Source organism: Streptomyces sp. NPDC041191 (assembly GCF_055591945.1).
Genome location: NZ_JBVIZC010000005.1, coordinates 22,683 through 44,522, shown reverse-complemented (window position 1 = coordinate 44,522; position 21,840 = coordinate 22,683). Strand labels below are relative to the sequence as shown.

Genomic DNA, 21,840 nt, shown 5'->3' with positions numbered 1-21,840 from the left:
CGGGGAGGAGATTCCCTCCCGGAGAGCGATGAGTTCCGGGCCCGGCCCCCGTCCTACCTCCTGAGAACGCCGGAACGCACAGGGCGGACCGGACGACCCGAGGAGAGAGCGCCATGGCCCCGCAGATGATCTTCGTGAACCTTCCCGTGAAGGACCTCGGCGCCAGCAGGGCGTTCTTCGAGAAGCTCGGCTACTCCTTCAACCCGAAGTTCAGCGACGACACCGCCGCCTGCCTCGTGATCAGCGACACCATCTTCGCGATGCTGCTGACCGAGGAGAAGTTCAGGGACTTCACCGCCCCCGGCAAGGAGATCTCCGACGCGACGAAGGCCACCGAGGTGCTGATCACGCTGAGCGCCGAGAGCCGGGAGAAGGCCGACGAGCTGGCCGACGCGGCCCTCGCCGCGGGCGGCACCCCGGCGAAGGAGCCGATGGACATGGGCTTCATGTACGGGCGCTCCTTCACCGACCTGGACGGCCACCACTGGGAGGTCTTCTGGATGGACCCGGCCGCCGCCCAGGGCTGAGCCGGTCCGGAGCCCGACGGGCCGGTCCGGAACCGCGCCGGGCCGGAGCCGCACCGGACCACGACGCCGCCGCCGGGCACCCGGCCCGGACGGCGGCGCCGGCCGCGGAGGAGCGCGCCCCGGGAGCCGGGCCCCCTACGGGAGGGGCCGGACCGTTCGCACCGGGTACACCGCCACCGCGACCCCCTCGTCGTCCAGGCAGCGGCCCGTCTCCAGGTCGAACCGCTGCTTCAGGAGCGGCGAGGCCACGAACGGCCGCCCGTCCGCCGAGCCGAGCAGCCCCCGGGAGAGCACCTGCGCCCCCGTGAACGGGTCGCGGTTGTCGATCGCGTACGTCCGGCCCGACCGGTCCCGGAAGAGCGCCGCCTGCCGGCCGTCCGGCAGCAGTGCCGCCACGCCGCGGCCCGGGGTCAGCCGGGACTCCTCGCAGACGGCCATCCAGGAGGCGGGGGACGGGGAGAGTTCGAGCGTCGTCATCGGGAGAAGGCCCCTTCCGGAGTGAGAAGTGCGAGGTCGGGCTTGATCTGGTCGCGCTCCGGGACGAACCGGACCGAGGGGTCCGGCGCCTCCGGGGCGTTCACGAAGGAGACGAAGCGCCGCAGCCGCTCCGGGTCGTCGAGGGTCTGCGCCCACTCGTCCCGGTAGCCCGCGACGTGCGCGGCCATCAGCGCCTCCAGCTCGTCGCAGAGCCCGAGCGAGTCGTGCACCACCACGTCCCTGAGGTGGCCGAGCCCGCCCTCCAGGCGCTCCAGCCAGGCCGACGTCCGCTCCAGGCGGTCCGCCGTCCGGATGTAGAACATCAGGAACCGGTCGATCAGCCGCACCAGCTCGGCGTCCGACAGGTCCTGGGCGAGGAGGTCCGCGTGGCGCGGGGTCGCGCCGCCGTTCCCGCCGACGTACAGGTTCCAGCCGTTGGCCGTGGCGATGACCCCGAAGTCCTTCGACTGGGCCTCGGCGCACTCGCGCGCACAGCCCGACACCGCCGACTTCAGCTTGTGCGGGGCGCGCAGGCCCCGGTAGCGCAGTTCGAGCCGGATCGCCATCCGCACCGAGTCCTGGACGCCGTAGCGGCACCAGGTCTGCCCGACGCAGGACTTCACCGTGCGCAGCGACTTGCCGTACGCGTGCCCCGACTCGAAGCCCGCGTCCACCAGACGGGACCAGATCGCCGGGAGCTGGTCCACCCGGGCGCCGAAGAGGTCGATCCGCTGACCGCCCGTGATCTTCGTGTAGAGCCCGAAGTCCCGGGCGACCTCACCGATCACGATCAGCTTGTCGGGGGTGATCTCCCCTCCGGGGATGCGCGGCACCACCGAATAGGAGCCGTTGCGCTGGAGGTTGGCGAGGAAGTGGTCGTTGGTGTCCTGCAGGGCGGCCTGCTCGCCGTCCAGGATGTAGCCGTCCAGGCCGATCGCCGGCGCGAGCGAGGCCAGGATCGAGCCGACGGCCGGCTTGCAGACCTCGCACCCCTCGCCGCCCCGCGCCTCCGGCCGCCCGTGCGAGTCGAGCAGCGCGGCGAACGAGGTCACGCGCAGGGCGCGGGCGATCTCGTACAGCTCGCTCCTGGTGTGCGGGAAGCAGCCGCAGAGCCCCTGGTCGGCGGCGGCCGGCAGCAGCTTCTCGATCGTCTTCACACAGCCGCCGCAGCCCGTGCCGGCCCTGGTGCACCTCTTCACCTCGGCGAGGGACGCGCACCGGCCGATCGCGTGCTTCGTGACGTTGTGGCACGAGCAGATCACCGCGTCGTCCGGGAGCGCCGAGGGCCCGAGCGCCACCGGCGCGCCCGTGCCCGCCGGAAGGACCAGCTGCTCGGGCGAGACCGGCGGAACGCTGCCGGTGAGCGGCTTCAGCAGCCCGTACGCGTCGGCGTCGCCGACCAGGACGCCGCCGAGCAGCACCCCCTCGCCGTCCACCACCAGCTTCTTGTAGACGCCCGAGCGGGAGTCGGAGTACACGACGTCCAGGCAGCCCTCGGCGGTGCCGTGCGCGTCGCCGAACGAGGCCACGTCCACGCCGAGCAGCTTCAGCCTGGTCGACGTGTCGGCGCCCGTGAAGCCCCGGTGCTCCTCCTCCGCGAGGACCGCCGCCACCGTCTGCGCCATCTCGTACCCCGGCGCCACCAGGCCGTAGACCCGCCCGTCGGCGGCGAGCGCGCACTCCCCGATCGCGAAGACCGCCGGGTCCGAGGTCCGGCACCGCTCGTCCACGGCGATGCCGCCGCGCTCGCCCACGGCGAGTCCGCAGTCCCGGGCGAGCTGGTCCCGGGGCCGCACCCCGGCGGAGAAGACCACCAGGTCCACGGCCAGCTCGGAGTCGTCCGAGAGGCGCATCCCCGCCACGGCGCCGTCCGCCGTCACGACCTCCCGCGTGCCCTTCCCCGTGTGGACGGTCAGCCCCGTCCGCTCGATCGTGCGCAGCAGGGCCGCGCCGCCGCCCTCGTCCACCTGCACCGGCATCAGGCGCGGCGCGAACTCCACCACGTGGGTGTCGAGCCCGAGTCCCTTGAGCGCGCCCGCCGCCTCCAGGCCGAGCAGCCCGCCGCCGACCACCGCGCCGGCCGTCGCCGTCCCCGCGTACTCCTCGATCGCCAGCAGGTCCTCGATCGTGCGGTAGACGAAGCAGCCCCGGGCGTCCCTGCCGGGCACCGGCGGGACGAAGGGGTACGAGCCGGTGGCGAGGACCAGGGTGTCGTACGCGAAGACCCGCCCGGAGCGGGCGGTGACCGTCCGGGCCTCCCGGTCCACCGACTCGGCCGGCTCGCCCACGTACAGCTCGATGCCGTGCTCCTCCAGGAAGCCCTCCCCGACCATCGACAGGTCGTCGAGGCCCCTGCCGGAGAAGTACGAGGTGAGCCGCACGCGGTCGTAGGCGGGGCGCGGCTCCTCACAGAGGACCACGATCCGGGCCCGCTCGGTGACGCCACGGTCGGCCAGCGCCTCCAGGAACCGCTGGCCGACCATTCCGTGGCCGACCAGGACGATCGTCGGGGTGCGCGCGGCCGTGCGGGCACGCGTGCCGGTGTCAGCGCTCATGTCGGGAGCCTCCGTCGTGGGTGAGCAGATGGAGCAGGGGGGCCTCGGGGAGGGCCTCGTCGCCCTCCCAGGCCCGGGCGAGCGCGCCGACCGCCGCGAGGTCGTTGAGGAGGACGCCGCCGACGAGACGGTCCCCCCGGACGACGACCTTGCGGTAGGCGTTGCGGGTGGCGTCGGTGAGCCGGACGGTGTCGTCGCCCGGCCGGGCGGTCACCTCGCCGAACGCGGCCAGGTCGAGCGGCCGCGGGCCGGCGAGGGTCAGGCGGGTCAGGGCGCGGGTGCCGGTGTAGGCGGGCGGGGGAGGGGACGCGGAAGGGGACGCGGGGCCGGCGGACGGAGCGGGAATCCCGGCTCCCGGCGCCGCGGCTTCCCGGACCTCCGCCCCCGGCGCCTCCGCCGGCCCGGCTCCCCGGGCCTCCCGCTCCAGCACCTCCGCCAGCGCGTCCGCCTGTTCGAGGGCCGGGCCCGCCAGGCCGTACACCCGCCCCCTGTGTTCCGCGCAGTCGCCCACCGCGTGGACGTACGGGTCCGAGGTGCGCAGCTCGTCGTCGACCACGATCCCGGTGGCGACGGCGAGGCCCGCCTCCCGGGCCAGGGCCACCCGGGGACGGACCCCGCAGGCCAGGACCACCACCTGGGCGTCGAGGACGAAGCCGTCGGCGAGTTCGACGGCCGTCACCGCGCCGTCCCGCTGCCGCAGACCGCTCACCCGGCACTCGGTGTGCACCTCGGCCCCGAGGGACTCGACGTGCTCGCGCAGCAGGGCCGAGGCCGGGGCGTCGAGCTGTCGTTCCATCAGGCGCTCGCCCTGCTGGGCCAGGACCACGTCCGCGCCGAGCGCCGCGAGCGCCCGCGCGGCCGACACGCCGAGCAGTCCGCCGCCGACGACCACCGCCCGCACCCCGGGCCGTACCGCCGCGCGGAGCGCCAGACAGTCGTCGAGGGTACGGAAGGGGTGGACGCCCCGGGGCGGCGCGCCCCCGGCCAGTCCGCGCAGCGGCGGCAGCACCGGATGGGAGCCCGTCGCCAGGACCAGCCGGTCGTAGCCCACGAGCGAACCGTCCGCGCACTCCACCGTCCGCGCCGCCCGGTCGATCCGCACCGCCCGCACCCCGAGCCGCGCCGGCTCCCGGGTCCCGGGCAGTGCGATCACCTCGGGGCCGTACCGCCCGGCGAGGACGTCCGCGAGCAGCACCCTGTTGTACGGCGCGTGCGGTTCCTCGCCCACGAGCGTGACCGGCAGGCGCCGGGCGAGCCGGGCGCCCGCCGGTCCGCCCCCGATCACCACGATGCGTGTCCTCATGACGGGAAGCGTGCGCGACCGGTGTTACCCGGCGGCATCCCGGCTGTTTCCCGCACGGAACGCCGGTCTCAGGTCCCGGGCCCGCGCGCTGTGAGGTTCCGGGTCCGCGCGCTGAGGGATCCCGGGTCCGCGCGCTGAGGGGCCCGTGGTTCCGTGGGTCCCGTGCCTCCGTCGCCCGGTCGAAGCCCGCCCCGGCCCGCTCCGGCCGCCCCCGCCCCGGCAGGCCGGCCCTCCTCCGGGCCGCCCGGCGTCCGCCGCCGTCCCGCCCGCCCGCCCGCCCCAGGATTAATCCGTGGTCAGCCTTGCCTCAAGCCCGCCTTAAGGATCGGGGCGGCGCGGCCGGAGCACGGTTTCCCGCGCACCGGCGGACCTAGGGTGCCGGATGTGACCACCGAGGCCAGCCACCCTCTCTACGTATCCCTCACCGTGCCGCAGGCCCCCGCCGCGCCCCGCCGTCCGCCCGCGCCCGGCCGCCGTCGTCGCCCGCCCGCGCCCCGCCGCCGTCCGGCCGAGCGCCGTCGTCCGGCCGAGCGGCGCCCGGCCACGCCCGTGCCCGCGCTGCGGCTCGCTCCCGAGCGCCTGCGCACCGGGATCGTCGCCGGTGCCGGGGCCGTGGCCCTCCTCTGGGGCCTCCAGGCCCGGCCCTCCGCGCGGCTCGACGCCTTCTTCGCCAGTGGCGCCCACCTCACCGGTCTCCTCGCCGGGTACGGCGTCCTCGTCCTCCTGCTGCTCATGGCCCGCGTCCCGGCCGTCGAGCACGGCGTCGGCGCCGACCGGCTCGCCCGCTGGCACGCCCTCGGCGGCCGGTACGTCCTCGTCCTGATCGCCGCCCACGCCGCCCTCGCCCTCTGCGGCTACGCGGTGCACACCCACACCGACCTGCTCACCGCGACCGGGGGCCTCCTCTCGTACGGGGCGATCGCCGCCGCGGCCGCCGGCACCGTCCTCCTCGCCGCCGTCGGCGTCACCTCCGCCCGGAGCGTGCGCCGCCGGCTCCGGCACGAGACCTGGCGGGCGGTCCACCTCGGCGCGCTGCTCGCCGCCGCGCTCGGCTTCGTCCACCAGCTCGCGGGCCCGGACATCGCCGGCGGCCTCCTCACCCGCTGGCTCTGGTCCATGGCCCACGGCACCGTCGCCGTCCTCCTCGTCTGGTACCGGGCCGTCGTTCCCGTCCGCGCCGCCCTCCGCCACGACCTGCGGGTGGCCGAGGTCCGCGACGAGGGCCCGGGGGTCGTCTCGGTCCTCGTCCGGGGCCGGGGGGTGGCCCGGCTGCGCGCCGAACCCGGCCAGTTCTTCCGCTGGCGGTTCCTGCGGCGCGGGCTCTGGGCGACGGCCCTGCCCTTCTCCCTCTCCGCGCCGGTCCGCGACGACACCCTGCGCATCACCGTCAAGGCCCTCGGCGACCACACCCGCCGCGTCCGGCGCCTCCGCCCCGGCACCCGGGTCCTGGCCTCGGGCCCCTTCGGGGCGCTCACCGCCCACCGCCGCACCCGCCGCAAGGTCCTGCTGGTCGCGGGCGGGGTCGGCATCACCCCGCTGCGGGCCCTCTTCGAGACGCTGCCCGGCGGGCCCGGCGACGTGACCCTCCTCTACCGCGCCTCGAACGCGTCCGCCGTCGTCCTGCGCGAGGAACTGCAGGCCATCGCCCGCGAACGGCAGGCCGCCCTGCACTTCCTCCTCGGCCCCTCGGACGGCTCCTTCGACCCGCTCGCCCCCCGCGCGCTGCGCGACCTCGTGCCCGGACTCGCCGCCCACGACGTGTACCTGTGCGGCCCGCCCGCGATGGCCCGGGCCGCGTTCGCCTCCCTGCGCCGGGCCGGAGTGCCCGCCTCCCGCATCCACAGCGAGGACTTCGACCATGCCTAGACACGGAGCGCCGTCCGCGCCGCCCCTCCCCGGCCCCCGGCGTCCGTACGCCCCCGGCCCCCGCCGGGCCCGGCACCGGCCCGCCCCCGACTTCCGGCGGACCCGGCGCCTGTTCGCCGCCGGGGTCCTCGGGGCCGGGGCGCTCGCCGCGACCCTGCTGGCCTCCTCCGTCACCCCGGCCGCCCCGCCCGCGCCCGACCGCGCGCCGGGCACGGCAAGCTCAGACGTAGCTCAACTCTCCCGGGACTGATGGACGGGACGACGAGCCCGTCCCTAGGCTCACGGGGTGCCCGACATATCGCTGACCACGCTCGTCCTGCTCTGTCTCGCCGCCCTCGTGGCGGGCTGGATCGACGCCGTGGTCGGCGGTGGCGGACTGCTCCTGCTGCCCGCGCTGCTGCTCGGGCTCCCGCACGCCCCCGCCGCCCAGGTCCTCGGCACCAACAAGGCCGTCGCCGTCGTCGGCACCACCGGGGCGGCCGTCACTTACGCCCGCAAGGCACCGGTGGACGTCCGGACGGCGGTGAGGATCGGGCTCGCGGCCCTCGCCGGCTCCATGGGCGGCGCCTTCTTCGCCGCCGGGATCGGCAGCGAGGTCCTGCGCCCGCTGATCATGGTGGTCCTGCTCGGGGTGGCGGCCTTCGTGATGCTGCGGCCCTCCTTCGGCGCGCGGGCCGAGGGGGAGGAGCGGGTGCCGCCGACCCGGGCCCGGATCGTGACCGCGATCGTGGTCGTCGGCGGCGGGATCGGCTTCTACGACGGCCTGTTCGGGCCCGGCACCGGCACCTTCCTGGTCCTCGCCCTGACCGCCGTGCTCCACCTGGACCTGGTGACCGCCTCCGCCACCGCCAAGATCGTCAACGTCTGCACCAACGTGGGCGCCCTCGCGATGTTCGCGTACCAGGGCACCGTGTACGGGCAGCTCGCCGCCGTCATGGCGGTCTTCAACCTGGTCGGCGGGACGGCCGGGGCCCGGATGGCGCTGAGCAGGGGCACCGGGTTCGTCCGCGGGGTGCTGCTGGCGGTCGTCCTCTCCCTGATCGCGAAGCTCGCCTTCGACCAGTGGGCGTGAGCCGCCGGGACCGGTCTACCGCACGCCGATGAGGTGACCGAAGGCGACCACGTTCCCCTGGTAGCCGTTCTTCTTCGAGAAGCCGCCGCCGCAGGTGATCACCCGGATCTCGGCACGGTCCGCCTCGTCGTACACCTTGGCGTCGGGGAAGGCGTCGTTCTCGTACACCTCGACCGCGTCGACCGTGAACACGGCGGTGCGCCCGTCCTCCCGGTCCACCTCGATCCGGTGGCCCTTCTTCAGCGCGCCGAGGGTGTAGAAGACGGCGGGTCCGTCCGCGTTGTCGACGTGGCCCGCGACGATCGCGGTGCCCTTCGCGCCGGGCGCGGTCCCGCCCCCGTACCAGCCGGCCAGATTGCGGTCCTCGGCGGGCGGCACGTCGAGCGAGCCGTTCGCCGCCAGGCCGAGCCGTGTCACGGGGGCGTCCACGTCGGTCTCGGGGATGCGCAGCCGTACGGGCGCCGAGGGCGGCAGCGGATCGGCGGCGGCGTCGGTGTGCACGCTCGGCCCGGCGGCGAACGCCTGGGCGGCGGACGGCACGGGCGGAGTGACGTTCTCCGACCCGTTCTGGACGAGCCAGAGCCCGGCGCAGGCGGCCGCCGCGATGCCCCAGCCCTTGAACCTGTTGCTCACCTGGATCCCCTCGGTCTCTCCGGTCCACGGCCCCGCCGGACCCACGGGCCCGGCGGGAAGCGGACCCGCCCCCGCCGGGCCCCTGTGCGGGCGCGCGGCGGGGGCGGGAAGGCGGTGCCTCAGTGCCCCCGCGCGCCGCTCGCCCGGCGGCGCAGGAGCCAGACACCGCCGACGGCGGCCGCGGCCAGCACCGCCACGCCCGCCGTGACCTGGGCGGTGTCGGGGCCGACGCTGCCGCCGACACCGGTCTGGACGTGGCCGCTCGGCCGCCGGTGGGTGACGCTCAGGTCGCCCCGGGCCCTCTTCCCGTTGTCGCAGACGACGCCGATGCGGTACGTGCCGGGCCTGGCGTGTTCCGGCACGGTGAACTGCCCGACCACGACCTCCTTGTGCGTGCTCGGGCTCAGCCGGAACTCGCCCGCGCCGAGGCCGTCCGTGTTCCCCACGCCGTGTCCGTGCTTGCCGCAGGCGGCGGTGTTCACGGTGACCGTGGTGCCGGGTGCGGCGGCGGCCGGGTAGATCTCGAGGGGTTCGTGCCGTCCCCCGGACTCGTTCCACTCCTCGCCGGCGTGCGCCGCCGGGACGGCGAACGCCCCGATCGCGGCGATCGTCAGCGCGGTGGCGGTGAACAGACGGGCGGTGGTGCGCATGGGGTCCTCCGGAGCGCGCGTACGGTCATGCCGGGGCGGCCCTCCCGGGAGGGACTTCCCGGAGAAGGACCTGCTGTGACCGACATAAAGCCCGGTGCGCCCCCGCCGCCTCCTGAGGAGCCGTCAGAAAGGGGCCGTCCGATACGGCGTGTCGCCTGGATCTCGGACGTTCCCGCAGGTCGGAGCCGTTTTCGCCGCGCCGGGTCGAGGACCGTGCCGATCGGGTGACCGGGACCTCCGCCCGCCGTGCCCCTCAGGGGCGGACCTCCTCCGCCGGCACGCTCCCGTACGCCGCGTGCACCTGCCCCATCAGCTCCTCGTCCACCGCGAACGTCACCCCGTCGACCGCCGTCACGGGTGCGATCGTCCGCGCGCTGGTCACGAACGCGGCCCGGTGGTCCCGGAGGCCGGCCAGGGTGACCGGCCGGCGGACCGACTCCAGGCGCGGTTCCAGGAGGGCCATGGTGACGCCGTGCAGGCAGGGGGCCGACGGCCAGACCACCGAGGTCCCGTCCCAGAAGGCGATGTTGGCGACGGCGCTCTCGGCGATCTCGCCGGACGGGGAGGTCAGCAGGGCCTCGTCGTAGCCCGCGCGCCGGGCCGCCTCGCCGTGGTACCGCTGTCCGAAGCCGCCCAGGTGCTTGATGTGCGGCGCGGGCCGCCCGTACGCGACGCTCGCCAGGCGCTGCGGGGCGCCGGGCCCGTCCGGGGCCGGGGCGCGGACGGTCACGACCGTGCGGACGCCCTCGTACACGTACACCCGGACCGAGGCGTCCCGCCGTCCGGCGGCCTCCAGGGCCCCGGCGACCAGCCTCCGGACCCGTCCGCCGTCCAGACCCCGGCCGAAGAGTTCGCGGGTCGAGCGGTCGAGCCGTTCGAGGTGCGGTCCGAGCCCCTTCACGGCCCCGTCCCGCACCTGCATCGCCGTGAAGTGGCCGTAGCCGCTCATCAGGGCGCCGAGGAGCTCCGGATCGGTCACCGGGACGCCGTCGGCCTCGACGTGGGCGCGGTCGCCGGCGGGGGGCGGGGGAGGGGGCGTCATGCCCTCACGGTAGGGGGCTCCGTCGCGTCCGCGCCGTACGGCCCGGGGAACCGCTTGACCTCAACCAAACATGAGGTACCACGATCACCGTCATGGACCTCACGAACTCCTCGCAGCCCGTCGCCCCCTCCGCCCTTTCCGCCCTTTCCGCGCTTCCCGCCCCCCTCTCCCTCGCCCTCGTGGTCGCCAGCGACCGGGAGGGACGCTTCGCCCCCGTCCTCGCCGACTGGTTCCTCTCCCGCCTCGCCGGGCGCGAGGACTTCGCCGTCACCGTCGTGGACCTCGCCGGGGTGAACCTCCCCACCTCCCTCTCGCACAGCCCCTCCCCGGCCGTCCGTGCCGAACTCGCCCGGGTCACCCCCGTCCTCGCCGCCGCCGACGCCTTCGTCGTCCTCACCCCCGAGTACAACCACTCCTTCCCGGCGTCCCTCAAGAACCTGATCGACCGCCACTACACCGAGTGGCGGGCCAAACCCGTCGGCTTCGTCTCCTACGGCGGGATCTCGGGCGGTCTGCGGGCCGTCGAGCAGCTCCGCCAGGTCTTCGCCGAGCTGCACGCCGTCACCGTCCGGGACACCGTCTCCTTCTCCCACGTCCACGGCCTGTTCGACGAGGACGGGCAGCACAAGGACCCCACGGGGGCCGAGGGCGCGGCCAAGGTCCTCCTCGACCAGCTCGCCTGGTGGGGACACGCGCTCAAGGACGCCAGGTCCGTCCGCCCGTACGCCGGGTGAGGGGGCGGAGCCGCGCCGTTCCGGCTCCTCCTTCCCCGCCTCCGCGCCGTTCCGGCTCCTCCTCGTCCCGCCGCCGGGGGCGCCCGCGCCCCGCGCCCGGCGGCGGGACGCGGTTCGCGGGCGCGTGAACGGCGCGGCCCGGTTCAGTACGGTGAGGGCGTGACCACCCCCGAACCTCCCGCCCTCACCGTCCTGACCACCACCGACAGCCGCGAGAAGGCCGAGGCGCTCGCCCGTGGCGCCGTCGAGGCCCGGCTCGCCGCCTGCGCCCAGGTCTCCGGGCCCGTGACCTCCGTCTACCACTGGAAGCAGGCCGTCGAGACCGCCGAGGAGTGGCAGGTCGTCCTCAAGACCACCGGGGCCCGCTACGAGGCCCTGGAGGCCCATCTGCTCGCCGCCCACGACTACGAGACCCCCGAGGTCCTGGCGACCCCGGTCGTCCGCGCCTCCGCCGCCTACCTGGCCTGGCTGGAGGAGGAGGTCTCCGCCGGGTGACCCCGGCGCCCGCCCCGGCGGACGGGACGCCCGGTCCGGGCGCGCGCGACCACGGCCGGACCCCGCCCGGGGCGGACGGCCGGTGCGGGCGGACGGCCGGGGAACGGGTCAGGCGCGCTCCAGCCGCACCGCGCACACCTTGAACTCGGGCATCCGCGACACCGGGTCGAGCGCCGGGTTCACCAGGGTGTTGGCCCGCCCCTCCCCCGCCCAGTGGAACGGCATGAAGACGGTGTCCGGCCGGATCGACGGGGTGATCCGGGCCGGGGCCACGGCCCGCCCGCGCCGCGAGACCACCGCGACCCGCTCGCCCTCGCCCACCCCCAGCCGCTCCGCGAGCCGGGGGTGCAGCTCCACGAAGGGGCCGGGCGCCGCCGCGTTCAGTTCGTCGACCCGCCGGGTCTGCGCCCCCGACTGGTACTGGGACACGACCCGCCCGGTGGTCAGGACGACCGGGTACGCGGCGTCCGTCTCCTCGGCCGCCGGCCGGTGCGTCACCGGTGTGAACCGGGCCCGCCCGTCCGCCGTGGCGAACCGGTCGAGGAACAGCCGGGGCGTACCCGGGTGTTCGGGGGAGGGGCAGGGCCAGAAGACCCCCCGCTCCTCCTCGACGCGGCGGTAGTCGATGCCCGCGTAGTCGGCGGGGCCGCCCGCCGAGGCCCGGCGCAGCTCCTCGAAGACCTCCTCGGGATCGGTCGGGAACCCCTTCCCGTCCCCGAGGAGTTCCGCCAGTCCGTGCAGCACCTCCAGGTCACCGCGCACCCCGGGGGGCGGGTCGAGGGCGCGGCGGCGCAGCAGGACGCGCCCCTCCAGGCTGGTCATGGTCCCGGTCTCCTCCGCCCACTGGGTCACGGGCAGCACCACGTCGGCGAGCGCGGCGGTCTCGGAGAGCACCACGTCCGCGACGGCGAGGAAGTCCAGCGACCGCAGCCGTCCCTCGACGTGCGCGGCGCGCGGCGCGGAGACCACCGGGTTGGAGCCCATCAGGAGCAGGGCCCTCACCTCCCCGCCGAGCGCGTCCAGGAGTTCGTACGCGCTCCTGCCCGGCCCCGGCAGCGACTCCGGATCGACCCCCCACACCCCGGCCACGTGTGCCCGCGCGGCCGGGTCGTCCAGCCGGCGGTAGCCGGGCAACTGGTCGGCCTTCTGGCCGTGTTCGCGGCCCCCCTGCCCGTTCCCCTGGCCCGTGAGGCAGCCGTACCCGCTCAGCGGCCGGCCGGCCTTCCCGGTGGCCAGGCACAGGTTGATCCAGGCGCTCACGGTGTCGGTGCCCTTGGACTGCTGCTCGGGGCCGCGCGCGGTCAGGACCATGCCGGTGGGCGCGTCGCAGAACATCGTGACCGCCTCGCGCAGCAGCGGCACGGGCACACCGGTGATCCGCTCGACCTGCTCGGGCCAGTGGGACATGGCCCCGGCCCGCGCCGCCTCCCAGCCGGTGGTGCGCCCGGCGACGAACTCCTCGTCCACCCGCCCCCCGGCCACCACCAGGTGGAGCATGCCGAGGGCGAGCGCGAGGTCGGTGCCGGGGCGCGGCGCCAGGTGCAGGTCGGCCTGCTCGGCGGTGCGGGTGCGGCGCGGGTCCACGACGATCAGCCTCCCGCCGTTCTCGCGCAGTTCGGTGAGGTAACGCAGGGCGGGCGGCATGGTCTCGGCGAGGTTGGAGCCGACGAGGATCACGCACCCCGTCCTCGGGACGTCCTCCAGCGGGAAGGGGAGGCCCCGGTCGAGGCCGAAGGCCCGCTGGTGCGCGGCGGCCGCCGACGACATGCAGAAGCGTCCGTTGTAGTCGATCTGCGAGGTGCCGAGGACGACCCGGGCGAACTTGCCCAGGCTGTACGCCTTCTCGTTGGTGAGGCCGCCGCCGCCGAAGACCCCCACGGCGTCGGGGCCGTGGCCGGCGCGGGCCCGGCGCAGCCCGTCGGCGACGGCGGCGAGCGCCTCCTCCCAGGACGCGGGCGTCAGCGCCCCCGTGCCGGGGTCCCGGACCAGGGGCTCGGTGAGCCGCACCCGGGAGGAGAGCACGGCGGGGGCGGTGCGGCCCTTGCCGCACAGGGCGCCCCGGTTGACGGGGAAGTCCGTCCGCTCGACCACCTCGACAAGCGGCTCCGGGAGGCCGGTGGGGCGCAGCGACATCCCGCACTGGAGGGCGCAGTAGGGGCAGTGGGTGGGGACGGCGGTGGCGTCGGACATGCGGCCAGGGTGCGGCGGGAGTGTTACGGGGAGCGGCGCGGCGCGTTACGGGAGCGGTGCCGTGCCCTCCGCCGGGCGGGCGGCGGAGGGTGAGGGCGCCCGCCCGGTCCCGCTGTCCGTGGGCGGTGGGGGCGTCCGCCCGGCCCCACCGCCCGCGGGTGGGGGCGTCCGCCCGGCCTCACCGTCCGCGGGACGACGCGAGGGCCTCCGTGACGCCCTTCTCCTCCGGGCCGAGGAAGCGCGGCGCGGGCCGCAGCCCCGCGTCGAGGGCGGCCTTGCCCGCCGCGAACAGCTCCCGGGTGGTGCCGTAGTACCAGGTGCGGTCGCGGGGCTCGGCGACCCCGACCCCGTACGCGTCGACGCCCGCCCGTCCGCACAGGGCGACGGCCCGCTCGATGTGGAAGTCCTGGGTGACGAGGACGGCCCGGTCGACGCCGAAGACCTCCTTGGCCCGGACGCAGGAGTCCCAGGTGTCGAAGCCCGCGTGGTCGCTGACGATCCGTTCGTCCGGCACCCCGCGCCCGGTGAGGTACGCGCGCATGGCGCCGGGCTCGTCGTACGCGGTCCGGCTGTTGTCGCCGGTGACGAGCAGGACCCGCACCCTGCCCGTGCGGTACAGCTCGGCGGCGGTGTCGAGGCGGTGCGCGAGGTACGGGGTCGGGCGCCCCCGCCACAGGCCGGCGCCGAAGACGAGGGCGACGTCCCGGGCGGGCACGTCCGCGGTGGTGCGGAGCCTCCCGGCGGCGGCCGCGTGCGTCCAGGTGACGGGCAGGAGGGCGAGGACAACCCCCGCCATCACGGCCTGGACGGCGCGGCGGCGGGCCCGGACGGTGCGGGGGAGCCACCGGGTGAACCGTGCCGGCATGCGGGAACCTCCGTGGATCGGCGTCGTGCTGTCACCCGGTCCGACGCGCTCCGGCCGGGTTCGGTTCGCCGGACGTCCGGTCCGTTCCGTAGAGCACCCCGGTCAGGACCAGGCCGAGCAGCATGCCGAGGAGCTGGGCGGCGGCGAAGGCGGGGACCGAGGCGGGGGCGATGCCGGTGAAGGAGTCGGAGAGGGAACGGCCCAGGGTGGCCGCCGGGTTGGCGAAGGAACCGGAGGAGGTGAACCAGATCGCCGCGCCGACGTACCCCGCCACCGCGACCGGCGCGAGGGCGGTCCGGCCGGTGTGGCGCAGGCCCTGGACGACGAGGACGAGCCCCGCGGTGGCGACGGTCTCGCCGAGCAGCAGGTGGGGCGCCGAGTACGGCTCGGTGGCCCAGGAGCCGGGCGCGCGCCCGAACATCGCCTCCGCGAGCAGGGCGCCCGCGACGGCCCCGGCGAACTGGGCGCCGAGGTAGGCGAGGGCCTCGCGGCCACCCCGCTCGGGGCGCCGGGACCACCACTCGGAGAGGGTCACGACGGGGTTGAGGTGGGCCCCGGAGAGCGGGCCGATCAGGGCGATGAGCAGTCCCAGGCCGAGGGCGGAGGCGGCGGCGTTGGCGAGCAGCCGCACGCCGGCGTCCTGGCTGAGGGCGTCGGCCCGGATGCCGGAGCCGACGACGACGGCGACCAGGGCGGCGGTGCCGATGAACTCGGCGGCGGCGCGCCGGGGAAGCGACGCGGAGGACATTCTCATGACGGAAAAGATATTCCGTCACCCGGAATGAAAAAAGAGAGGAAGAGAGACGGACGAGTCCGTACGATCCGTTCGTGATCACCGACGCCGCCGCCCGCGCGGACCTCCTCGACGCGACCGTCCGCAACAACGCCGAGTGGTGCCGGGCCATGTGCCGCGCCCACGGGCACCCCGGCACCTTCGGGCCCCGCGCCTGGACCAGCGACCGGCGCACCCCGCTCTACTACCCGGACGCCGTGACCCTGACGGAGGACGCGGACGCGCGGGACGTCCTCGGCGCCATCGACCGCTCCGCCCCCGGCGCCTCCGTCAAGGACTCCTTCGCCCGCCTCGACCTGGCCGCCGAGGGCTTCCGGCTCCTCTTCGAGGCGCGCTGGATCCACCGGCCCGCCGGCCTCCCCGCCCCCGTCCCCGCCGCCGGTGACTGGCGGCCCGTCCGCACCCCGGAACAGCTCGCCGCCTGGGCCCTGGCCTGGAGCGGCGGCGACGCCGGGGAGGCCGCGCTCTTCCACCCCCGCCTCCTCGACGACCCGGACACCACCGTCGTCGGCGGACACGCGCCCGACGGCCGTCTCGTCGGCGGCGCCGTGCTGAGCGCGAGCGCCCGCGTCACCGGCGTCTCCAACCTCTTCGCGGTGGACGGCACCGATCCCGCCCGCGTCTGGGCGGGCGTCCTCGCCGCCGCCCCCGCCGGTCTCCCCGTCGTCGGCTACGAGTCAGGCGACGCCCTCACCGACGCCCTCGCCGCCGGCTTCGAGGAGACCGGCCCGCTCCGGGTCTGGCTGGACGCCTGACAGCGCCCCGGGGCCGGACGTGAGGTCGCGGCAACCGGCCGTGACCCCCGGCGCAACGGGCGCGCAACGCGCCTCCGTCAGGATCGGTCCGTGACGGACCCGCGCCGCGCGTCCGTACGACCGCCGGGCGCCGGTGGGGCCGGGTGGGCGCGTCCGCGCGGACACCGGAGCGGCCCCCGCTCGCCGGAGCGACCGGACGAGGTGCGTCCGTACGGCCGTCCACGAGGGAAGCCGGACGAGGAGGTCCCCCATGCCCGGTCCCACCGCCCGTCCCCCCATGCCCGGTCCCACCGCCCGTCCACCGGCCGCCCGCCCGCCCCGTCCGGACGCGCCCGCCCCCGTCCTCGTCGCCGTCGGTCACGGCAGCCGCGACCCCCGTGCCCGCGCCACCCTGGCCCGGCTCCTCGACCGCGTCCGCGCCCTGCGCCCCGGACTCGACGTCCGCCTCGCCCACCTCGGCCTGAACGCCCCGCTCCTGGACGAGACCCTCGCCGCCCTCGCCGGCGAGGGCCGGGAGGCGGTCCTCGTCCCCCTGCTCCTCGCCCCCGGCCACCACGTCACCCACGACCTGCCCGCCGCCGTCGCCGCCGTGCCCGGCCTCCGGGCCCGCGTCGCCGGCCCCCTCGGCGCCCACCCCCTCCTCGCCGAAGCCCTCGCCGGGCGGCTCGCCGAGGCCGGCCGGGGCGCCCCGGCCGCCACCGGGGTCGTCCTCGCCGCCGCCGGCTCCCGTGACCCCCGGTCCGCCGCCGAGACCCGCCGCACCGCCGCCCTCCTCGGCGAACGCCTCGGCGGCGTGCCCGTCCTGCCCGCCTACGCCTCCGCCGCCGCGCCCACCGTCCCCGACGCTGTCGCCGCCCTCGCCGCCCGGGGCCACCACCGGATCGCGGTCGCCTCCTGCTTCACCGCCCCCGGCCTCTTCGCCGCCCGCGCCGCCGCCCACGCCCCCTGGACCGCCGCCGAACCGCTCGGCGACCATCCGGCCCTCGCCCGCCTGGTCCTCCACCGCCACGACCGCGCGTCGGGGCCCCGCGCCGCCGCCCCCGCGCGGGAACCCACCGCCGTCTGAGGGCTTCTGTCGGTCCTTCCGGTTACCTTCGAGACATGGAAGGCATCGCAGACACCAGGGACAGCGCAGACACCACGGACACCACGGGCATCACCGGCACGGGCATCACCGGCACCGGCGGCGTCCCCGGCTACGATCCCGCCGACACCGACCGCTGGGACGCGGAGCCCGACAAGCGGCCCGGACGCACCGCCTTCCAGCGCGACCGCGCCCGCGTGCTGCACTCCGCCGCGCTCCGCCGCCTCGCGGGCAAGACCCAGGTCGTCACCCCCGGCACGCGGAGCCACGCCTGGGACGCCAGCCCCCGCACCCGGCTCACCCACTCCCTGGAGTGCGCCCAGGTCGGCCGCGAGCTGGGCGCCGCCCTCGGCTGCGACCCCGACCTGGTCGAGGCCGCCTGCCTCGCCCACGACATGGGCCACCCGCCCTTCGGGCACAACGGCGAGCAGGCCCTCAACGAAGTCGCCGGGGACTGCGGCGGGTTCGAGGGCAACGCCCAGTCGCTCCGCCTCCTCACCCGCATCGAGCCCAAGCGCTTCGTCCGGGAAACGGACGGCGGCCTCGTCAGCGTCGGCCTCAACCTCACCCGGGCCACCCTCGACGCCGCCACCAAGTACCCCTGGGGGCGCGGCGGCCACCCCACGGACCCCGGCTCGCCCAAGTTCGGCGTGTACGAGGACGACCTCCCCGTCTTCGAGTGGATCAGACGGGGCGCCCCCGCCCACCGCAAGTGCTTCGAGGCCCAGGTCATGGACTGGGCCGACGACGTGGCCTACTCGGTCCACGACTTCGAGGACGGGCTGCACGCCGGGCACATCGACCCCAACCTCCTCCTCGCCGAACCCGAACGCGCCGACATCTGGCGGGTCGCGATCGGCCGTTACGTCCCGGAGGACACCGACCCGCAGGAGCTGGCCGACGCCCTGGACCGGCTGCTCGACCAGGAGTGGTGGCCGCACGGCTACGACGGATCGGCCGTCGCCCAGGCCCGCCTCAAGGACGCCACCAGCCAGCTCATCGGCCGCTTCTGCCTCGCCGCCGAGCACGCCACCCGCCGGACGTGGGGGTACGGCCCGGACGCCGGGGGAGGCCCCGGACGCCTCACCCGCTACCGCGCCGAGCTGGTCGTCCCCCGCGAGACCCGCAACGAGTGCGCCGTCCTCAAGGCCGTCGCCGACCGGTACGTGATGCAGCGCGCCGAGCAGGAGGCCCTCCGTGCCGACCAGCGGATCGTCGTCGCCGAACTGGCCGAGGCCCTCGTCGCCCGCGCCCCCGACGGGCTGGAGCCGCAGTTCCGCGCCGCGTACGACACGGCCCCCGACGACCGGGCCCGCAAGCGCGTGATCGTGGACCAGATCGCCTCCCTCACCGACGCCTCGGCCCGCGCCCTCCACGCCCGCCTCCGCCCCGGACGGCGGTAGGGGAGGGGCCCCGCGGCCCTCTTCCGCCGCTCTCCTCCGTGCGGGACGCTCGCATGCGGCCCCGGGGAGATACGGCCCGAAGAACGTCCGGGGGCGTAGGTTGGAAACGGTCGCAACGAGGAGGAAACGACGTGGTCGACGCAGATCAGACCTTTGTCATCGCCGGCGGGGGCCTGGCAGGGGCCAAAGCGGCGGAGACCCTGCGCGCCGAGGGGTTCAACGGCCGGGTGATCCTCATCGGGGACGAACGCGACCACCCCTACGAGCGCCCGCCCCTCTCCAAGGGGTACCTCACCGGTGCCGGGGAACGCGACGACGTCTTCGTCCACGACGCCGCCTGGTACGCGGCCAACGACATCGAGCTGCACCTCGGGCAGGCCGTCACCGCGATCGACCGCGAGGCCCGCACCGTCCGCCTCGGCGACGGCACCGTCATCCGCTACGACAAGCTGCTCCTGGCCACCGGCTCCGAGCCGCGCCGCCTCGACGTCCCCGGCACCGACCTCACCGGCGTCCACCACCTGCGCCGGCTCGCCCACGCCGACCGGCTCCGCCAGGTCCTCGCCGGCCTCGGCCGGGACAACGGCCACCTGGTGATCGCCGGCGCCGGCTGGATCGGCCTGGAGGTCGCCGCCGCCGCCCGCGGCTACGGCGCCGAGGTCACCGTGGTCGAGTCCGACCCCACCCCGCTCCACCGGGTCCTCGGCCCCGAGCTGGGCCAGCTCTTCGCCGACCTGCACAGCGACCACGGCGTCCGCTTCCACTTCGGCGCCCGGCTCACCGAGATCGTCGGCCAGGACGGCCTGGTCCTCGCCGTCCGCACCGACGACGGCGAGGAGCACCCGGCGCACGCCGTCCTCGCCGCGATCGGCGCCGCCCCCCGCACCGCCCTCGCCGAGAACTCCGGGCTCGCCCTGGTGGACCGGGCCGACGGCGGCGGCGTCGCCGTGGACGAGTCCCTGCGCACCTCCGACCCCGACATCTTCGCCGCGGGCGACGTGGCCGCTGCCCACCACCCGCTGCTGCGCACCCGCCTCCGCGTCGAGCACTGGGCCAACGCCCTCAACGGCGGCCCCGCCGCCGCCCGCGCCATGCTCGGCAAGCCGGTCTCCTACGACCGGCTGCCCTACTTCTTCTCCGACCAGTACGACCTGGGCATGGAGTACACGGGCTGGGCGCCCCCCGGCTCGTACGACCAGGTCGTGGTCCGCGGCGACACCGGGAAGCGCGAGTTCATCGCCTTCTGGCTCAAGGAGGGCCGGGTCCTCGCCGGCATGAACGTGAACGTGTGGGACGTCACAGAGCCGATCCGGCGGCTCGTCCGCTCCCGGGTCCGCGTGGACCCCGACGCCCTCGCCGACCCCTCCGTCCCCCTGGAGAGCCTGGTCTGAGGCTCCCCGGACCCCCGGCCGCGCGCATTCCCGGAAGAAGGCCCCCCGCACCCCCGTAGAATTCACGCGTGGCAGGCAGGATCAACGATGACGACGTGAAGGCGGTACGGGACGCGGTCCCGATCGACGCCGTCGTGTCCGAGTACCTCCAGCTGCGCAACGCGGGCGGCGGGAACCTCAAGGGCCTCTGCCCCTTCCACGACGAGAAGTCGCCCTCCTTCCAGGTCAGCCCGAGCAAGGGACTCTTCCACTGCTTCGGCTGCCAGGAGGGCGGCGACACCATCGCCTTCGTGATGAAGATCGACCACCTCTCCTTCTCGGAGACGGTCGAGCGCCTCGCCGCCAAGGCGGGCATCACCCTGCGGTACGAGGAGGGCGGCTACAACCCCGGCCATCAGCGCGGGGAGCGCATCCGCCTGATCGAGGCCCACCAGGCCGCCGCCCGGTTCTACGCCGACCAGCTCGGCTCCGCCGAGGCCGAGACCGGCCGGAAGTTCCTCGCCGAGCGCGGCTTCGACCAGGCCGCCGCCGAGCACTTCGGCGTCGGCTACTCCCCGGCCGGCTGGGACCACCTCACCCGCTTCCTGCGCGGCAAGGGCTTCTCCGACCGGGAGCTGGTCCTCTCCGGACTCTCCCAGGACGGCCGCCGCGGCCCCATCGACCGCTTCCGCGGTCGGCTCATGTGGCCGATCAAGGACGTCGGCGGCGAGATCGTCGGCTTCGGCGCGCGCAAGCTCCGCGACGACGACAACGGCCCCAAGTACCTCAACACGCCCGAGACGCCGATCTACAAGAAGTCCCAGGTCCTGTACGGCATCGACCTCGCCAAGAAGGACATCGCGAAGGCCAGCCGGGCCGTCGTGGTCGAGGGCTACACCGACGTCATGGCCTGCCACCTCGCCGGGGTCACCACCGCCATCGCCACCTGCGGGACCGCCTTCGGCGGCGACCACATCAAGATCCTCCGCCGCCTCCTCATGGACAACGGCTCGGCCCGCGTCATCTTCACCTTCGACGGCGACGCCGCCGGCCAGAAGGCCGCCCTGCGCGCCTTCGAGGACGACCAGAAGTTCGCCGCCGAGACGTACATCGCCATCGCCCCCGACGGCATGGACCCCTGCGACCTCCGGCTCGCCAAGGGCGACGAGGCCGTCGCGGACCTGGTCGAACCCCGCACCCCGCTCTTCGAGTTCGCCCTCCGCCAGATCGTGCGGCGGTACGACCTGGAGACCCCGGCGGGCCGGGCCGCCGCCCTGGACGAGGCCGCCCCCGTCGTCGCCCGCATCAAGAACGTCGCCTCCCAGCACGAGGTCGCCGTCCAGCTCGCCGGCATGCTCGGCATCCTCGACACCCAGTTCGTCGTCCGCCGGGTCGCCCAGATCGCCCGCTGGCAGCGGCAGGGCGGCAACAAGGGCCCCACCCAGCAGCAGCCCTCCCGGCGCACCTACGACACTCCCGCCCCCGCCGCCGCTCCCTCCGGGCCCGCGCTCAACCTGCGCAGCCCCGCCCACCGCACCGAGCGCGAACTCCTCAAACTCGCCCTCCAGCGGCCCGAACTGGTCTCCCCCGCCTTCGACGCGTACGGCGCGGACGAGTTCACCGCCCCGCCCTACGCGGCCGTCCGGCAGTGCATCCAGGACGCGGGCGGCGCCACCGGCGCCCCCGCCGACTACCTCGACGCCGTCCGCGAGGCGGCCCCCGACGACACCGTCCGCGCCCTCGTGACCGAACTCGCCGTTGAGACGATCTTCGCCAGGACCGTGGACGAGGCGTACGCCGGCGACCAGCTCGTCACGGTCCGCCTCCGGGCCGTCGACCGCCGCATCCGTGACGTCCAGGGCACCCTGGCCCGCCTCGGCCCGAACGGCGACCCGGAACGGACCGCAGCCGTGCAGAACGAACTGTGGGTGCTCACCCAGTACGGGCAGTCCCTCAGGAACAACGGCGCCGCCGCCCTCTGACGCTCGGTCACCCGGCGGACCCAAAAAGTCACCGCACGCCCCTC

Annotated in this window: 20 protein-coding genes; 11 read left to right on the top strand and 9 right to left on the bottom strand. The window is 75.6% G+C overall.

All coding sequences use genetic code 11. From position 1 onward, the window contains the following. Window positions 1-113: 113 nt before the first annotated feature. Complete coding sequence (locus ACZ6AQ_RS11425) at window positions 114-527, top strand: VOC family protein (RefSeq protein WP_468759341.1); 414 nt, start codon at window positions 114-116, stop codon at window positions 525-527. Between the two features lie 135 nt (window positions 528-662). Here ACZ6AQ_RS11425 and nirD read toward each other — a convergent pair whose 3' ends face one another. From nirD to ACZ6AQ_RS11410, 3 genes are read right to left on the bottom strand one after another with little or no spacing between them, the layout of a single operon-like run. Further along, on the bottom strand, window positions 663-1,004 hold the full coding sequence (nirD, locus tag ACZ6AQ_RS11420; RefSeq protein WP_468759340.1) for a nitrite reductase small subunit NirD: 342 nt from the start codon (window positions 1,002-1,004) through the stop codon (window positions 663-665). Further along, complete coding sequence (gene nirB / locus ACZ6AQ_RS11415) at window positions 1,001-3,559, bottom strand: nitrite reductase large subunit NirB (RefSeq protein WP_468759338.1); 2,559 nt, start codon at window positions 3,557-3,559, stop codon at window positions 1,001-1,003. The genes nirD and nirB overlap by 4 nt, the downstream gene beginning before the upstream one ends. Next, window positions 3,549-4,862, bottom strand: coding sequence for an NAD(P)/FAD-dependent oxidoreductase (locus ACZ6AQ_RS11410; RefSeq protein ID WP_468759336.1), 1,314 nt, complete (start codon window positions 4,860-4,862; stop codon window positions 3,549-3,551). The genes nirB and ACZ6AQ_RS11410 overlap by 11 nt, the downstream gene beginning before the upstream one ends. A gap of 558 nt (window positions 4,863-5,420) precedes the next feature. Here ACZ6AQ_RS11410 and ACZ6AQ_RS11405 point away from each other — a divergent pair. Genes ACZ6AQ_RS11405 through ACZ6AQ_RS11395 form a run of 3 tightly spaced genes read left to right on the top strand, consistent with a single transcriptional unit; the run spans window position 5,421 to window position 7,800 of the window. Further along, window positions 5,421-6,728 carry a ferredoxin reductase family protein gene (locus tag ACZ6AQ_RS11405; protein ID WP_468759803.1) on the top strand — a complete coding sequence of 436 codons (1,308 nt, stop codon included), beginning with the start codon at window positions 5,421-5,423 and terminating at the stop codon, window positions 6,726-6,728. Next, the gene (locus tag ACZ6AQ_RS11400) at window positions 6,721-6,978 is read left to right on the top strand and encodes a hypothetical protein (protein ID WP_468759334.1); all 258 of its coding nucleotides are present in this window, start codon (window positions 6,721-6,723) and stop codon (window positions 6,976-6,978) included. The genes ACZ6AQ_RS11405 and ACZ6AQ_RS11400 overlap by 8 nt, the downstream gene beginning before the upstream one ends. A gap of 36 nt (window positions 6,979-7,014) precedes the next feature. Further along, the gene (locus ACZ6AQ_RS11395) at window positions 7,015-7,800 is read left to right on the top strand and encodes a sulfite exporter TauE/SafE family protein (protein WP_468759332.1); all 786 of its coding nucleotides are present in this window, start codon (window positions 7,015-7,017) and stop codon (window positions 7,798-7,800) included. A 15-nt stretch (window positions 7,801-7,815) separates the two neighbouring features. Here the strand turns inward: ACZ6AQ_RS11395 and ACZ6AQ_RS11390 are convergent, their stop codons facing one another. From ACZ6AQ_RS11390 to ACZ6AQ_RS11380, 3 genes are all read right to left on the bottom strand, one after another. Then, on the bottom strand, window positions 7,816-8,433 hold the full coding sequence (locus ACZ6AQ_RS11390) for a class F sortase (RefSeq protein WP_468759331.1): 618 nt from the start codon (window positions 8,431-8,433) through the stop codon (window positions 7,816-7,818). Window positions 8,434-8,552: 119 nt separating this feature from the next. Continuing rightward, window positions 8,553-9,083 carry a hypothetical protein gene (locus ACZ6AQ_RS11385; RefSeq protein ID WP_388694698.1) on the bottom strand — a complete coding sequence of 177 codons (531 nt, stop codon included), beginning with the start codon at window positions 9,081-9,083 and terminating at the stop codon, window positions 8,553-8,555. Between the two features lie 253 nt (window positions 9,084-9,336). Continuing rightward, window positions 9,337-10,125 carry an aminotransferase class IV gene (locus ACZ6AQ_RS11380; protein WP_468759329.1) on the bottom strand — a complete coding sequence of 263 codons (789 nt, stop codon included), beginning with the start codon at window positions 10,123-10,125 and terminating at the stop codon, window positions 9,337-9,339. A 92-nt stretch (window positions 10,126-10,217) separates the two neighbouring features. Between ACZ6AQ_RS11380 and ACZ6AQ_RS11375 the strand changes: the two genes are divergently transcribed. Together ACZ6AQ_RS11375 and cutA are read left to right on the top strand one after the other, a co-directional pair. Next, window positions 10,218-10,859, top strand: a complete 642-nt coding sequence (locus ACZ6AQ_RS11375) for an NADPH-dependent FMN reductase (protein ID WP_468759328.1) — start codon at window positions 10,218-10,220, stop codon at window positions 10,857-10,859. Window positions 10,860-11,018: 159 nt separating this feature from the next. Then, window positions 11,019-11,354 (top strand): divalent-cation tolerance protein CutA, encoded by a 336-nt coding sequence (gene cutA / locus ACZ6AQ_RS11370; RefSeq protein WP_468759326.1) that lies wholly within the window; start codon window positions 11,019-11,021, stop codon window positions 11,352-11,354. 108 nt (window positions 11,355-11,462) lie between these two features. Here the strand turns inward: cutA and ACZ6AQ_RS11365 are convergent, their stop codons facing one another. From ACZ6AQ_RS11365 to ACZ6AQ_RS11355, 3 genes are all read right to left on the bottom strand, one after another. Then, on the bottom strand, window positions 11,463-13,544 hold the full coding sequence (locus ACZ6AQ_RS11365) for a molybdopterin oxidoreductase family protein (protein WP_468759324.1): 2,082 nt from the start codon (window positions 13,542-13,544) through the stop codon (window positions 11,463-11,465). A 178-nt stretch (window positions 13,545-13,722) separates the two neighbouring features. Continuing rightward, a complete protein-coding gene (locus tag ACZ6AQ_RS11360) occupies window positions 13,723-14,409 on the bottom strand; it encodes a SanA/YdcF family protein (RefSeq protein ID WP_468759322.1) in 687 nt (228 codons plus the stop codon). Between the two features lie 31 nt (window positions 14,410-14,440). Continuing rightward, window positions 14,441-15,163, bottom strand: coding sequence for an aquaporin (locus ACZ6AQ_RS11355; protein ID WP_468759321.1), 723 nt, complete (start codon window positions 15,161-15,163; stop codon window positions 14,441-14,443). A gap of 149 nt (window positions 15,164-15,312) precedes the next feature. On the opposite strand from ACZ6AQ_RS11355, the gene ACZ6AQ_RS11350 reads away from it, so the two are divergent. The 5 genes from ACZ6AQ_RS11350 to dnaG all read left to right on the top strand — a co-directional run bounded on the left by ACZ6AQ_RS11350 (window position 15,313) and on the right by dnaG (window position 21,796). Continuing rightward, window positions 15,313-15,957, top strand: coding sequence for a hypothetical protein (locus ACZ6AQ_RS11350; protein WP_468759802.1), 645 nt, complete (start codon window positions 15,313-15,315; stop codon window positions 15,955-15,957). A gap of 277 nt (window positions 15,958-16,234) precedes the next feature. Further along, the gene (locus ACZ6AQ_RS11345) at window positions 16,235-17,023 is read left to right on the top strand and encodes a sirohydrochlorin chelatase (RefSeq protein ID WP_468759801.1); all 789 of its coding nucleotides are present in this window, start codon (window positions 16,235-16,237) and stop codon (window positions 17,021-17,023) included. Window positions 17,024-17,058: 35 nt separating this feature from the next. Next, the gene (locus ACZ6AQ_RS11340) at window positions 17,059-18,444 is read left to right on the top strand and encodes a deoxyguanosinetriphosphate triphosphohydrolase (protein WP_468759319.1); all 1,386 of its coding nucleotides are present in this window, start codon (window positions 17,059-17,061) and stop codon (window positions 18,442-18,444) included. A gap of 131 nt (window positions 18,445-18,575) precedes the next feature. Continuing rightward, window positions 18,576-19,835 (top strand): NAD(P)/FAD-dependent oxidoreductase, encoded by a 1,260-nt coding sequence (locus ACZ6AQ_RS11335; RefSeq protein WP_468759317.1) that lies wholly within the window; start codon window positions 18,576-18,578, stop codon window positions 19,833-19,835. A gap of 68 nt (window positions 19,836-19,903) precedes the next feature. Further along, window positions 19,904-21,796, top strand: coding sequence for a DNA primase (gene dnaG / locus ACZ6AQ_RS11330; RefSeq protein ID WP_468759315.1), 1,893 nt, complete (start codon window positions 19,904-19,906; stop codon window positions 21,794-21,796). Window positions 21,797-21,840: the final 44 nt, after the last annotated feature.